Genomic DNA, 12,650 nt, shown 5'->3' on the forward strand with positions numbered 1-12,650 from the left:
CCCATCCCTCCCCCCCCCCCCCCCCCCCCCCCCCCCCCCCTTCCCCCCCCCCCTCCCCCCCCCCCCCCCCCCCCCCGACGTCGTCGGTTCGCCACCCGGGGCGGGTATGAACCAGACGCCTCACCGCCGACGGGGAGGAAGGAGCGCGATGCTGCAGGCACCTTCCGCGCACGCGACGGAGCTCGACTCCGCCACCCGCGACCGGACCCGCGTCCCGCTGCCGTTCAGCCTGTCCGGCCCGCCGCGCCCTCTGGACAACGCTCTCGGCGCCCTCGCCGGCCGCTACGACCACGGCCGCTTCGCCTCCCACCTGATGACCGGCCAGGACGTGCACCCCGTCCCGGTCCGCGACGAAGACGCCTTCGCACCCGTTCCGCCTCCGCGATCGCCCTCCGGGAGCCCACGACCATGACGCCACGCCCCGCCGTCTCCGCCCACCAGGGCGGCTCCGAGCACGCCGGGCCCGCCACCTGGGAGGCGTACGAGGACGCGCTGGAGTCCGGCGCGGAGTACGTCGAGTTCGACATCCGCCGCACTCGGGACGGCGTCCTCGTCGTCCACCACGATCCCCGCGCCGGTCGCACCGGCCCGCCGCTGGCCGCGCTCACCCACGCCGAACTGTGCGAGCGGGCCGGATACGCGGTGCCGGTCGTGGACGAGGTCATGGCACTGATCGCCGGGAAGCTCGTGGCCCACCTGGACCTGAAGGAGGCCGGCTACGAGCAGGAGGTGATCGACCGGGCGGTGGCCCTGCTCGGGGTGGACGGGCTCGTCGTGACGTCGCTGGAGGACCGCTCCGTCGCCGCTGTGACCCGGGCCTACCCGGGGGTGCGCACCGCCCTGTCCCTCGGGCGCGACCGCGGGGAGCTGTCCCTGGCCCGGCTGCCCGGCACCCGGCTGAGCGAACTGTTCCCCAACCGCCGCATCCGGGCCTGCGGGGCCCACGGCGTCGCCGTGCACCAGCGGCTGGCCAGGGCGAACGTGCTGCGCGAGGCGACCCGGCACGGGCTGTTCACCCTGGTGTGGACGGTCAACGACGACACCCTCATGCGTGCTTTCCTCGCCCACCCGCGCGTCGACGTGCTCGTCACCGACCGGCCCCGGCGCGCGGTGGCGCTCCGCGGGCCGATCGCCCCGTCGCGGCATTGACAACAGCGCACTCAAGTTTTGTGCTGGAGAGTGTGGAGAGTGCCCTGACGGAAGGGGACAGCGATGGGACGTGCGGTCGGCATCGACCTCGGAACCACGAACTCGGTGGTCGCCGTGCTGGAAGGCGGCGAGCCCACCGTCATCGCCAACGCGGAGGGGGCCAGGACCACACCCTCGGTCGTGGCGTTCGCCAAGAACGGCGAGGTGCTGGTCGGAGAGGTCGCCAAACGGCAGGCCGTGACGAACGTGGAGCGCACCGCCCGCTCGGTCAAGCGGTACATGGGCGACACGAACTGGCGCTTCCCGGAGCACGGCGACATCGACGGCACCCGCTACCGCGCGCAGGAACTGTCCGCGCGGGTGCTGCAGAAACTGAAGCGGGACGCGGAGTCCTACCTCGGTGAGGACGTCACGGACGCGGTGATCACCGTGCCGGCCTACTTCGACGACACCCAGCGGCAGGCGACCAAGGAAGCCGGTGAGATCGCCGGCCTGAAGGTCCTGCGGATCATCAACGAGCCGACGGCCGCGGCCCTCGCCTACGGCCTGGACAAGGAGAACGACCAGACGGTCCTCGTCTTCGACCTCGGCGGCGGCACCTTCGACGTGTCGCTGCTGGAGATGGGCGAGGGCGTCATCGAGGTCAAGGCCACCAACGGCGACACGCACCTCGGCGGTGACGACTGGGACCAGCGGGTCGTCGAATACCTGATCAAGCGCTTCAAGGGCCAGTACGGTGTCGACCTGGGCCAGGACAAGATGGCTGTGCAGCGGCTGCGTGAGGGCGCCGAGAAGGCCAAGATCGAGCTGTCCAGCTCCACCGAGACGACGATCAACCTGCCCTACATCACGGCCTCCGCCGAAGGACCCCTGCACCTCGACGAGAAGCTCACCCGGGCCCAGTTCCAGGAGCTCACGGCCGACCTGCTGGACCGCTGCAAGGCGCCCTTCCACCAGGCGGTCGAGGACGCGGGCGTGAAGCTCTCCGCGGTCGACCACGTGATCCTGGTCGGCGGCTCCACCCGGATGCCCGCGGTGACCGACCTGGTCAAGGAACTCACCGGCAAGGAACCCCACAAGGGCGTCAACCCCGACGAGGTCGTGGCCCTCGGTGCCGCGCTCCAGGCGGGCGTCATGCGCGGCGACGTCAAGGACGTGCTGCTGCTCGACGTCACCCCGCTGTCCCTGGGCATCGAGACCAAGGGCGGCATCATGACGAAGCTCATCGAACGCAACACGACGATCCCCACCCGGCGTTCGGAGATCTTCACCACCGCCGCCGACAACCAGCCCTCGGTCGGCATCCAGGTCTACCAGGGGGAACGCGAGATCGCCGCCTACAACAAGAAACTCGGCGTCTTCGACCTGACGGGCCTGCCGCCGGCGCCGCGCGGCGTGCCGCAGATCGAGGTGGCCTTCGACATCGACGCCAACGGCATCATGCACGTCTCCGCCAAGGACATGGCGACCGGCCGCGAGCAGAAGATGACCGTCACCGGCGGCTCGGCCCTGCACAAGGACGACATCGACCGCATGATGCGCGAGGCCGAGCAGTACGCCGAGGAGGACCGGGGGCGCCGCGAGGCCGCCGAGACCCGCAACCAGGCCGAGCAACTCGTCTACCAGACCGAGAAGTTCCTCCGTGACAACGGCGACAAGATCCCCGCCGACACCAGGTCCGGTGTCGAGTCGGCCGTCGCCGAGGTGAAGACCCGGCTGGAACAGCAGGCGGACACCGCCGCACTCCGCGCCGGCGTCGAGAAACTCGCCTCCGTCAGCCAGCAGATGGGCCAGGCGATGTACGCCCGGACTCAGCAGTCCCCCACCGGGGAAACCCCCACCCCGCCGCAGGACGAGGAGGGCGTGGTGGACGCGGAGATCGTCGACGAGGAGAAGAATCAGCGGGACGAGAAGGGGGGTGCGGCATAGTCCGAACTCCCCTCGGGCAAAACCCCTTCGGTGATGTCAGTGCCCCCTGTTAACCTCCAGCGGCTCGTGTGACCGACGGGCGAGGGAAGTTTCACAGGGGAGGGACAGTTGGACGCACTGAGAAGATCCGGCGGCCGCAGATTGCTGGCGGTGGGGTGTGCGGTGGCGGCCGTCATGACGACCGGCACCGGCGTGGCACAGGCCGCGGACAACCTGCCGCCGAAGCAGCCGCTCGTCCGGGATCTGCAGACGGGGTACAAGGACTGCGCGGCTGGGGACCAGAGGGTGTACGTCTCCGGACCGCCCACCCTGACCGCCGTCCTGTACGACCCGGTGGAGGACAACCACCCCGCCGAGGCCAACATGGTCAGGGGCGAGTTCGAGGCCTGGTGGACGGACGCCGACGGGAGGGAGCAGCGGCGCACGTACACGACGCACGAGACCCTCTCCGGCACCCGGCAGCAGTGGCGCATGCCCGAGGACGTCCTCCCGCCGGACACGGTCGTCTCGTGGCGCGTCCGCGCGAACGACGGCGAGGCGAACTCCCCTTGGAGCTCTGAGGGAGGGGGCTCTGTCTGTGAGTTCGTCTACGACGACGACAATCCGGACCCGGCGACGGTCACCTCTTCCGAGTACCCGGAGGATGTGTTCTGGGTGGACGGAGTGGGCGTCTACGGTCACTTCACCGTGGACTCGCCGTCGGACGACGTAGTTTCCTACGAATACAACTTCATCGGCGGCCCCTACGGGACCGCCCGTCCGGAGCGGCCCGGCGGCCCTGCGGTCATCCCCTTCCTGCCCCTCGACTCGGGTCCCGAGCGGCTGACCGTCCGGGCCGTCGACCGCTCCGGACGCAGCAGTGGCGAGTCGTCGTACCGCTTCTACGTGAAGGCCGGCCGCGCCCCCGTCGCGCACTGGCCCCTGGACGACGCCCAGGGCGCCACGGGCGCCGACGCCGAAGCGGGAACCGATGCCCAGGCCGGCTCCGGCGTCACCTTCGGTGGCCCGGCCCCCGCGCGCACGGCTCTCACTGCCACAGCGACCCTGGACGGCAGCCGCCACGGCTGGCTCACCCCGGGCGATCCGGCCGTCGCCGACCCCCGCAGGAGCTTCGCCGTCAGCGCCTGGGTGCGTCCCGCACGGACCGACCGGGACATGACCGTCGCCAGCCAGGACGCGGGGGAGTCCGCGGCCCTGGCCCTCGGCCTGAGCGCCCGGGGCGAGGCCCCGGCCTGGTCCTTCACCGTCGGCGGCGCGAAGGTCTCCGGCGGTGCGCCGGAGACCGGAGAATGGGCCCATCTGCTGGGCGTGTACGACGCGCAGACCGGCAAGGCGCGCCTGTACGTCAACGGCCGTGAGACCGGCGAGAAGGCAGCGGCCGCCCCCGCCGGCACCGCCGAGGCCTTTCAGATCGGCCGTGCCCGAGACGGCAACGCCTATCACGACCGCTGGCAGGGCGAGCTGGGCGACGTCAGGGTCCACGACCGGGTCGTCGTCCCGGCCGAGGCGGCCGAACTGGCTCACCGCAAGCCGTCCTTGCGCGGCCACTGGTCCCTTGAGACGGCCCCGGACGGCGCCAGCCCGGGCCAGAACGGCGGCCCGCCCCTGAAGTTGGGGCCCGGCGCGACGATCTACCGCGTCCCGGACGGCTCGTGCCTGCCGTGGCTGGACCCGGACTGCGCGCCGGCGCCGGAGGCACTCGTCGGCGACGGCCATCTGGCCCTCGACGGCAAGACCGGTCACGCGACCGCCGAGGGGCCGGTCGTCGACACCTCGGACAGTTTCACCATCGGTGTGGTCGTACGCCTGGCGGACACGGAGCCGGAGCGCCCCATGACCGTCCTGTCGCTGCCCGGTGAGCACACCGACGCCTTCAAGGTCCGCTACCAGCCCGAGCAGCGCGCCTGGCAGCTGGTGATGCCGCACAAGGACGAGCGCGGCGCCCCCGAAACCGTGGTGGCGCAGTTCGCCATGGCGGACGGGGGCGAGGGCGTCGGACAGCGGCTCGCCGTCGTCTACGACGACGCCACCGACAAGATCAGGCTCTACCTCGACGGCCAGGCCGACGCCGAGGCGACCGCGGACCTCCCGAACGGCTGGCGCGGCTCCGGCCCGCTCCATATCGGCCGGGCCCGTACGGGCGACGGCTGGGGCGAGTACCTGCACGGCGACGTGGACGAGGTGCACGCGTTCGCCGGCGCGCTGAGCGAGAGGGACATCCCGTTCCTGGGCTCGGGCGTGGAGCCGTGCTTCTGCTAGCCGGAGTGCATGGCTCCTAGGCTCCGGTGTGCGCGGGCGGCAGCGTCGCGCACACCGCGTCCAGGACCGTCGCGTACGGCGTGCCGAAGGCGGTGAGGCCGGTGCGGAGGCGGTCGAGGCCGTCGCGGTGGTCCGTCAGGAGGTCGGTGGTGCCGGTGCGGGCCGCGAGTTCGAGGACCGCGGGGAGGAAGTCCGGGGGCTCCTCGCCCGTGGTCTCCAGGCCGTGGGCGCGGTAGGCCTCCTCGGAGGGGGCCGGGGCCGCCTCGCGCCAGACACTGAGGTACAGACTGTGGTCCTGCCTGGCCTCGAAGACCTCGACGTAGTGCGCGGCCAGCTCCCGCGGCGGGGTGACGGCCGCGTGGTCGGCGAACTCCCGTAGCTGCGGGGCCGCTTCGCGCAGCAGCGGCAACCGGGCGCGGAAGTCGTCGTCGGGGTACATCAGGCACAGCGCGGCCGCCTGGTAGAGCACCTCGAATCCTGGCATCGGAACCTCCTTCGCGTGCGCTCCCTTGCCTGCCCCGTCATCCCGACGCTAGGGGCGGGCCGGGGAGCACACCTGCCGACGGGGCCCGTACGGGTCAGTACCCGTGCCATGACGTCACGGCTTGCGGGCGACCCCCGCGTGCAGGAACTGGCGGATCCCGGCCTCGGCGGCGGTGCGCACGGCCCGGTGCATGAAGCGGCGGTTGGCGCGGGCCCCACGCAGCACCGAGCTGTCCGCGGCGAGGATCCGGCGGGCCAGCTCCTCATCCACCGGGTAGTTGTCCTTGCCGCCCAGCCACCAGTCGCAGACCCGGGCCGGGTGCGGCCGGCTGGTGGGCTGGTGTCGACGGCGGCAGGCGTGGCGTCGGATCCCATCATGGGGCGGCTTCTCCTGAGGGCCGGCGGTGCGTGACGGGTACGAACGGGACCGACGAGAAGACGCCACCCACCCCGGAGGATGCCGCGCGGCTCAGTACTTCTCCCGGTACTCCCGCAGCAGCTCCCGCGTGCGCTGCGTGGAGCCCCCACGGGTCGTCATGTGGTCCAGGACCTCCAGATGCGCGGAGACCTCCTTGCGGGAATCGAGGTACAGCGCGCCGGTGAGGTACTCGGTGAAGACCATGTCGGGCAGTTCGGGCTCGGCGAAGCGGAAGAGGGAGAACGGCGCGTACGTCCCGGGGTGCGGCCCGTCCCCGAACTCGGCGACCTGGAGCGTGACCCGGTCGCGCCCGGCGTACTCCAGCAGCTTGTCCAGCTGGTCGCGCATCACCCGGCCGTCGACGCTCACCGGCCGGGCCAGCACCGTCTCGTCCATGATCACCCACAGGTGCGGCGGGTTCGGGCCCTCCAGCAGCCGCTGCCGTTCCATCCGCAGCGAGACGTGCCGCTCCACGGCCTGGGGCCCCGCGTTCCCGATGGTCCCGGCCTCCAGCACGGCCCGCGCGTACCCCTCGGTCTGCAGCAGCCCGGGCACGAAGTGAGGCTCGTACGACCGGATGAGCCGGGCGGCGCCCTCCAGGCTCACGTACAGGCTGAACCACTCCGGCAGCACGTCGTGGAACCGCTGCCACCAGCCCGGCCGGTTCGCCTCCTCGGCGAGCTCGACGAACGCCGTCACCTCGTCCTCGGCCACCCCGTACGCGGTCAGCAGGATCTGCACGTACGGGATCTTCAGTGCGACGTCGGCGGTCTCCATCCGCCGGACGGTCGCGGGCGCGACGCGCAGCACCCGGGCCGCCTCGTCACGGCTGAGACCCGCCGCCTCGCGCAGTTCCTGCAGCCGCTTGCCCAGCACCACCTGGCCCACGGTGGGTGCGGCCCGCCGTTCACTCACGCCACGCCTCCCCAACGTGCCCAAGCCTGCGATCAGTCTGTCACGCCGGGTCGGCTCCATCACAGGCCTGGCGGTGAGGAGATCGCGGGGGACGAAGGAGCGCCGGGGCATTACCCCGCGGGTAATCGACCGGGCGCCACCAAAACGGGAGGGTGAACCCACCGGGCCCCGGGCCGGCGCACTCCGGCCCGGGACCCGGCCCCGGCCGCCGTACCACGACCCGACGGAGGGTGATGTCCCATGTCCGCGATCCAGCTCACCGCGCTCGCCCGGACCTCGGAGCCGCAGTCGATGCTGCGCCGCTTCCTGGCCCTCGACGCCCTTGTCACCGGCGCCAACGCGCTCGCCTACCTGGCTTTCTCCGGTCCGCTCGGCCGGTTCCTCGGCGTCGGCTCCGCCCTGCTGCTCGCCCTGGGCGCCTTCCTCGCCGTCTACGCGACCGGTGTGGGCCTGCTGGCCGCCCGCCGGCAACCGCCCGCGCTCGGCGTGCGGGCCGTCGTCGAGGCCAACCTCGCCTGGAGCGTGCTGAGCCTCGCGGCCCTGGCGCTGTGGCTCTCGCCGAGCACGGCGGGTTCCGTGTGGACGGTGCTCCAGGCCCTGACCGTGGCGGGGTTCGCCGCCCTCCAGTACGCGACGCTCAGGGTCCGTCAGGCCGACAGCGACTGAAGGTACTTGACTGTCGCCGGGTCGGCCGGGAGCAGCGTCTCGATGGCCAGCTCGGCGACGGTCACGTCCATCGGCGTGTTGAACGTGGAGATCGAGGAGATGAACGACAGCGTCCGCCCCTCGTGCTCGATCCGCAGCGGCAACGCGAAGTACGCCGCCGGCTCCGACGGCTCCTCCGCCGGATCCGCAGCGGGCACCGGATACGCCGCCACCTCCGCGTACAGCGCCCGCAGCGGCTCGGAGCGGTGCAGGGCGATCCGCCGTTCCATCTGCTCCAGAAGGTGACCGCGCCAGGCGCTCAGATTGCGGATCCGGGGTGCCAGACCCCGCGGGTGCAGGGCCAGCCGCATCGCGTTCAGCGGTGGTTCCAGCAAGGACGGGCAGACGCCGTCCACCAGCGTCATGATCCCCCGGTTGGCCGCCACCACGTTGTACAGCGCGTCCACCACCAGCGCCGGATACGGTTCGTAGCCGCTGATCAGCCGCTCGATGCCCGCGCGCAGCGCGCCCAGCGCCGGGTCGTCCAGCGGCGTCTCCGGGTAGCGCGGGGCGTAACCGGCCGCCAGCAGCAGCGCGTTGCGCTCCCGCACGGGGACGTCCAGATGCTCGGCCAGCCGCAGCACCATCTCCTCGCTGGGCCGGGAGCGGCCCGTCTCGACGAAGCTGATGTGCCGGGCCGAGGAGTCCGCGCGCAGGGCCAGCTCCAGCTGGCTGACCCGCCGCTGCTCCCGCCAGGCCCGCAGCAGCGGTCCCACGCCCTTTCCGGCGGTGGTCGGGTGAGTGGTCATGCCGGGACCGTAGTCGAGAACCGGCTGTGCCGGACAGGCACAGCCTCCTGACCAGGGCCCCGGACGTCCCGCTGTGGCAGGCTGGGAGGACGACGTGGACACCGGAGCCAGGGAAGGAGCGCAGCCCATGCCCGTCGAACCGCTGTCACAGAAGGAGATCGAGGACCGGCTGGCCGAGCTGCCGGGCTGGTCGCTCGACGGAGACCGCCTCACCCGTTCCTACCGGCTCGGCTCGCACTTCGCGGCGACGGCGATGGTCGTGCACATCGCCCAGGTCCAGGAGGAACTGGACCACCACTCCGACCTCACGCTGGGCTACAACACCGTCTCGCTGTCCGTGCACACGCACAGCGCGGGCGGCGCCGTGACCGGCAAGGACTTCGAGCTCGCCCGCAAGGTGGAGGACCTGGCCCCCGGCCACGGGGCACACTGACCGCGTGCTCGACTACGACAAGGAAGCGGAGCGGTACGACGCCTCGCGCGGCGGCGAGCCCCGGGCGGCCGCCGCCGCGGAAGCCGTGCTGAGCCTCGTACCACCGGACACGCGCAGCCTGCTCGACGTCGCCTGCGGCACCGGCATCGTGACCCGGCGGCTCGCGGCGGCCCGCGACGGCATGCGTGTGACCGGCGTCGACCTCACTCCCGCGATGGCCCGGCAGGCCGCCGCCCGGCTCCCCGGTGCCGTCGTACGCGCCGACAGCCGCCGACTCCCCTTCCAGGACGGGGAGTTCGACGCCGTCTGCAGCGTCTGGCTGCTGCACCTGGTCGCCGGGCCCGCCGACGTGCGGGCCGTCGTCGGCGAGTGCGCCCGGGTGCTGCGGCCCGGCGGGATCTATGTCACCACGGTCGACAAGGCCGCCTCCCACAACGTGGGCAGTGACATCGATGTCGTCCTGTCCTCCCGCCCGCCCAGCCCCGTCCGGGACGCGGCGGCGGACATCGAGTCCTGCGCGGCCGCACACGGCCTGGCCCCGGCCGGGCAGGCCCGCTTCACCGGCCGTGGCCAGGGCCGCAGCCCCCGCCGCACGATCGCCGACCTGCGCCGGGGCTGGTTCGTCACCCTGCCGCCCGGCGACCCCCTGGCGGAGGGGTTCGCCGCGCGGCTGGCCCGGCTCCCCGACCAGGACCGCCCCCGCCCCGACCCGGTGTTCAGCCTGCGGGCGTTCCGGAAGGGCGGGTGAAGTCCGTGATCCGGTTGGTCGGCCGGGTGTCTCCGCCGCCGCTGGGAGAACGCCTGCTCCCAGCGGCGGCACGACGGCCCCGGGGCCGGGGGAGGGACCCAACCCAACGCCGACCGGCGCCGAACGGCCGAAGACCGGAGGGAACAGCGCCCGGGGGCCCGCTCAGGCGACCGTGCAGTTCTGGTCACCCAGCTTGAACGCGGCCGGTTTCGTGTTCGTCCCCGACCGGCTCGCCGTGAAGCCGAAGCTCACGGACGAGCCCGCCGCCACATTCCCGTTCCAGCCGACGTTCTTCGCCGTCACCGCCGAACCCGACTGCGCCGTCTCGGCGTTCCAGGCCTGGGTCACCTTCTGTCCGTCGGCGAAGGACCAGCCCAGTGACCAGCCGTTCCAGGCACTGGTGCCGGAGTTGGTGATCCGGACGTCCGCCTGGAAGCCGCCCGACCACTGGCTGGTGATCTTGTACGTCACCGTGCAGGCGCCGGTCGGCGTCGGGTCGGGGCCCGGCCCCGGGTCCGTCGTGCCGCCTCCGGAGCTGTCGCCGTAGAGGACGCCACGGCCGTTCGTCGACACATAGACACGGCCGTACACCCGCGGGTCGCCCGTGATCGCCGCGCCCGTCCAGCCCCACTGGTGGGCGTCGTCGTTGACGCGGGTCCAGCTCGCGCCCTTGTCCGTGGAGCGGAAGATGCCGCGTACGCCGCCGATCTTCGCGCTGGTGTAGAGGGCCTGGTAGGAGGCGCCGGGTGCCGCCTTGCCGAAGCCGATGGTGTCGGCCTGCTCCACGTTCGGCAGCTTCGTGAAGCTCACCCCGCCGTCCGTGGAGTGCCACAGCCCGTACGCGCCGTCGCTCGCGCCGCCCGCCAGCCACACGTCGCCCTTCCCGCCCGGCAGGGCCTTGAAGCGGACGCTGCCGCCACTCGGCAGGCCGGTGGCCGGGGACTCCTCGAAGGTCGCCCCGCCGTCCGTGCTGACGTAGAACGTGCCGGACTTGAAGCCGTAGAAGGTCTTCGGGTCGACCCGGTCCGACTCGACGACCGCCCCGGCGGGGATCCCGCCGGACGCCTGCCACGACGTGCCGAAGCCCGTCGTGTGGTGCACGCCTGCGCCCTCGGGGCTCCACACGAACCGGCCGCCGTCGGCCGCCGACGCGACGGTGCCGCCGCCGCTCACGCCCGAAGGGTCGGTGCCGGCGAACCAGTTGGCGCCGTTGTCCGTAGAGAACGCGATGTGCGGCCCCGAGTCCAGATTGCCCACCCGCACCACCGTGTTCGGGTTCGACTCGGCGAAGTCCAGGCTCGTGGTAGACGTGAAGTTCGGCCTAGTGAACATCATCGACGGCACCTTGGTCAGGTCCGTGTGCCGGAACCCGCCGATGTCACCGAGGGCGCTGAGCAGCGGCGCCCCGGACGGGGGAGAGGCGAGGTCGTTGACCGCCGTCTCCTCGAGCCCCTGCACCATCGGCTTGATGGCGAACTTGCCGCCACTGTCCCAGTTCGTGAGGTTCTCGGTGCCGTAGATCGTCGCGCCCGTCCCGTACATCATCCGGTTCGAGTCGAACGGGTCGATCTCCAGGGCTTCCGTCATCCAGCCCAGCTTCGGCGTCTGCTCGGGCGGCTGGGGATTCGCGTCCCAGGTCAGCCACGGCGAGGAGGAGACGTCCATCGTGTAGCGGTTCTCGCGGTTCGGATACGACGTGTAGTCCCACGCCTTGCTCCAGGTCGCGCCGCTGTCCGTGGAGCGGAAGATCTGGGTGTCAGGCCACCAGGCGCTGTACGCGGTCGCCATGACCGTGCCCGGTTTCTGCCGGTCCACCGTCAGCCCGCTGAAGCCGTAGAAGGTGTCGGCCTCCGGCACCGGGCTGATGTCCGTCCACGCCCCGCTGCCGGTCGCGTACCGCCACAACTGGCCCTTGCCGCCGTCGTACGGGCCGCCCTTGTCGCTGTAGGCGAGGTAGAGGTGGCCGTTCCTCGCGTCCAGCACACCCTTGTGGGCGAGGTAGCCGGTGGGCTGCCCGGCCAGCCGCTGCCAGGTCGCGCCCGCGTCCGTCGACCGGTACACCGCGTTGTCCTTGTCGGCGACCCCGACGTAGATCGTCCTGGTGGCGCTGCCGGCCGTGCCCGTGGACTCGTCGAAGGTGACCCAGACGATGCCCTGGTTGTCGCTCGAGTAGCCGGACGTGTCGCTCGGATCCGCCACGTAGTCGCCCACGTTCGGGAAGTTCGCCACCTGCGACCAGGTGGCCCCCGCGTCCGTCGACCGCCACAGCCCCTTGCCGCTGGGCGCTCCCAGGTACAGCACGCTGTTCCGGTTCGGGTCGACGGCCAGCCGCTCGCCCATGCCCCGCCCCGGCATGTTGCCGCCCAGCTTGAACGGCAGGTTGGCCTTCTGCCAGCTCGCGCCCCGGTCGGAGGAGCGCATGACCGCACCGTTCTTCGGATCCCAGTCGTTCGTGTACGTCCCGACCGCCGCGTACACCCGGTCCGGATCGACGGAGTCGGACGCGATGCTGACGACGCCCGTGTGCCCCCAGTCGTCCCAGCCGACCGAGTCCAGCAGCGGCGTCCAGGTCTTCGAGGACTCCTGCCAGCGGTAGGCGCCGCCGATGTCGGTGCGGGCGTAGGCGAGGTTCTTCTCGGAGCGGTTGAAGACGATCCCCGGGACGAACCCGCCGCCGTCGATCCGGGCGTTCTTCCAGGTGTAGGTGTCGGCGGTGAGCTTCACCGGCGGGGGATCGGCGGCCAGGGCGGTGGGGGCGCCCGACAGCAGACCGGCCGCCAGGGCGAGCACGGCCGTGAAGATACGGGTTCTTCGCACGGTGGGGTCCTTCCGTGAGGGGGAACGTGCGAGGGCCGGGCGGCT

General features: G+C 72.1%; 11 protein-coding genes and 1 pseudogene. 7 read left to right on the forward strand and 5 right to left on the reverse strand.

What is annotated here, in order from left to right:
• Positions 1-148 precede the first annotated feature (148 nt).
• The 4 genes from ACZ5TL_RS03830 to ACZ5TL_RS03845 all read left to right on the forward strand — a co-directional run bounded on the left by ACZ5TL_RS03830 (position 149) and on the right by ACZ5TL_RS03845 (position 5,337).
• Positions 149-412: a hypothetical protein gene (locus tag ACZ5TL_RS03830; RefSeq protein WP_468587344.1), complete on the forward strand. Its 264-nt coding sequence runs from the start codon at positions 149-151 to the stop codon at positions 410-412.
• Positions 409-1,149, forward strand: a complete 741-nt coding sequence (locus ACZ5TL_RS03835; protein WP_468587346.1) for a glycerophosphodiester phosphodiesterase family protein — start codon at positions 409-411, stop codon at positions 1,147-1,149. Before ACZ5TL_RS03830 ends, ACZ5TL_RS03835 begins: the two co-directional genes overlap by 4 nt.
• A 63-nt stretch (positions 1,150-1,212) precedes the next feature.
• Positions 1,213-3,078 carry a molecular chaperone DnaK gene (gene dnaK, locus ACZ5TL_RS03840; RefSeq protein WP_468587348.1) on the forward strand — a complete coding sequence of 622 codons (1,866 nt, stop codon included), beginning with the start codon at positions 1,213-1,215 and terminating at the stop codon, positions 3,076-3,078.
• A 174-nt stretch (positions 3,079-3,252) separates the two neighbouring features.
• Positions 3,253-5,337: a LamG domain-containing protein gene (locus ACZ5TL_RS03845; RefSeq protein WP_468587350.1), complete on the forward strand. Its 2,085-nt coding sequence runs from the start codon at positions 3,253-3,255 to the stop codon at positions 5,335-5,337.
• Positions 5,338-5,353: 16 nt separating this feature from the next.
• On the opposite strand, the gene ACZ5TL_RS03850 is transcribed toward ACZ5TL_RS03845, so the two are convergent.
• From ACZ5TL_RS03850 to ACZ5TL_RS03860, 3 genes and pseudogenes are all read right to left on the reverse strand, one after another.
• Positions 5,354-5,821 (reverse strand): nitrate reductase molybdenum cofactor assembly chaperone, encoded by a 468-nt coding sequence (locus ACZ5TL_RS03850; protein WP_468587352.1) that lies wholly within the window; start codon positions 5,819-5,821, stop codon positions 5,354-5,356.
• A 132-nt stretch (positions 5,822-5,953) separates the two neighbouring features.
• Positions 5,954-6,198 (reverse strand): annotated as a pseudogene (locus ACZ5TL_RS03855) (SAM-dependent methyltransferase); the annotation flags it as partial.
• A gap of 91 nt (positions 6,199-6,289) precedes the next feature.
• Positions 6,290-7,153 carry a helix-turn-helix domain-containing protein gene (locus ACZ5TL_RS03860; protein ID WP_468587354.1) on the reverse strand — a complete coding sequence of 288 codons (864 nt, stop codon included), beginning with the start codon at positions 7,151-7,153 and terminating at the stop codon, positions 6,290-6,292.
• A 240-nt stretch (positions 7,154-7,393) separates the two neighbouring features.
• On the opposite strand from ACZ5TL_RS03860, the gene ACZ5TL_RS03865 reads away from it, so the two are divergent.
• A complete protein-coding gene (locus tag ACZ5TL_RS03865) occupies positions 7,394-7,819 on the forward strand; it encodes a hypothetical protein (RefSeq protein ID WP_468587356.1) in 426 nt (141 codons plus the stop codon).
• On the opposite strand, the gene ACZ5TL_RS03870 is transcribed toward ACZ5TL_RS03865, so the two are convergent.
• Positions 7,801-8,607, reverse strand: a complete 807-nt coding sequence (locus ACZ5TL_RS03870) for a helix-turn-helix domain-containing protein (protein ID WP_468587358.1) — start codon at positions 8,605-8,607, stop codon at positions 7,801-7,803. The genes ACZ5TL_RS03865 and ACZ5TL_RS03870 overlap by 19 nt on opposite strands.
• A gap of 127 nt (positions 8,608-8,734) precedes the next feature.
• Between ACZ5TL_RS03870 and ACZ5TL_RS03875 the strand changes: the two genes are divergently transcribed.
• Together ACZ5TL_RS03875 and ACZ5TL_RS03880 are read left to right on the forward strand one after the other, a co-directional pair.
• Positions 8,735-9,040 carry a 4a-hydroxytetrahydrobiopterin dehydratase gene (locus tag ACZ5TL_RS03875; protein WP_468587360.1) on the forward strand — a complete coding sequence of 102 codons (306 nt, stop codon included), beginning with the start codon at positions 8,735-8,737 and terminating at the stop codon, positions 9,038-9,040.
• Positions 9,041-9,044: 4 nt separating this feature from the next.
• Entirely contained in the window at positions 9,045-9,788 is a 744-nt protein-coding gene (locus tag ACZ5TL_RS03880) for a class I SAM-dependent methyltransferase (RefSeq protein WP_468587362.1), read from the forward strand.
• Between the two features lie 162 nt (positions 9,789-9,950).
• On the opposite strand, the gene ACZ5TL_RS03885 is transcribed toward ACZ5TL_RS03880, so the two are convergent.
• On the reverse strand, positions 9,951-12,605 hold the full coding sequence (locus ACZ5TL_RS03885; RefSeq protein WP_468587364.1) for a cellulose binding domain-containing protein: 2,655 nt from the start codon (positions 12,603-12,605) through the stop codon (positions 9,951-9,953).
• Positions 12,606-12,650: the final 45 nt, after the last annotated feature.

The organism is Streptomyces sp. NPDC033136 (assembly GCF_055578235.1).

Bases quoted from the DNA above. Each gene is read 5' to 3' on its own strand.
- ACZ5TL_RS03830 (WP_468587344.1), top strand. From the start codon at position 149: ATGCTGCAGGCACCTTCCGCGCACGCGACGGAGCTCGACTCCGCCACC.
- ACZ5TL_RS03835 (WP_468587346.1), top strand. From the start codon at position 409: ATGACGCCACGCCCCGCCGTCTCCGCCCACCAGGGCGGCTCCGAGCAC.
- dnaK (WP_468587348.1), top strand. From the start codon at position 1,213: ATGGGACGTGCGGTCGGCATCGACCTCGGAACCACGAACTCGGTGGTC.
- ACZ5TL_RS03845 (WP_468587350.1), top strand. From the start codon at position 3,253: ATGACGACCGGCACCGGCGTGGCACAGGCCGCGGACAACCTGCCGCCG.
- ACZ5TL_RS03850 (WP_468587352.1), bottom strand. From the start codon at position 5,821: ATGCCAGGATTCGAGGTGCTCTACCAGGCGGCCGCGCTGTGCCTGATG.
- ACZ5TL_RS03865 (WP_468587356.1), top strand. From the start codon at position 7,394: ATGTCCGCGATCCAGCTCACCGCGCTCGCCCGGACCTCGGAGCCGCAG.
- ACZ5TL_RS03870 (WP_468587358.1), bottom strand. From the start codon at position 8,607: ATGACCACTCACCCGACCACCGCCGGAAAGGGCGTGGGACCGCTGCTG.
- ACZ5TL_RS03875 (WP_468587360.1), top strand. From the start codon at position 8,735: ATGCCCGTCGAACCGCTGTCACAGAAGGAGATCGAGGACCGGCTGGCC.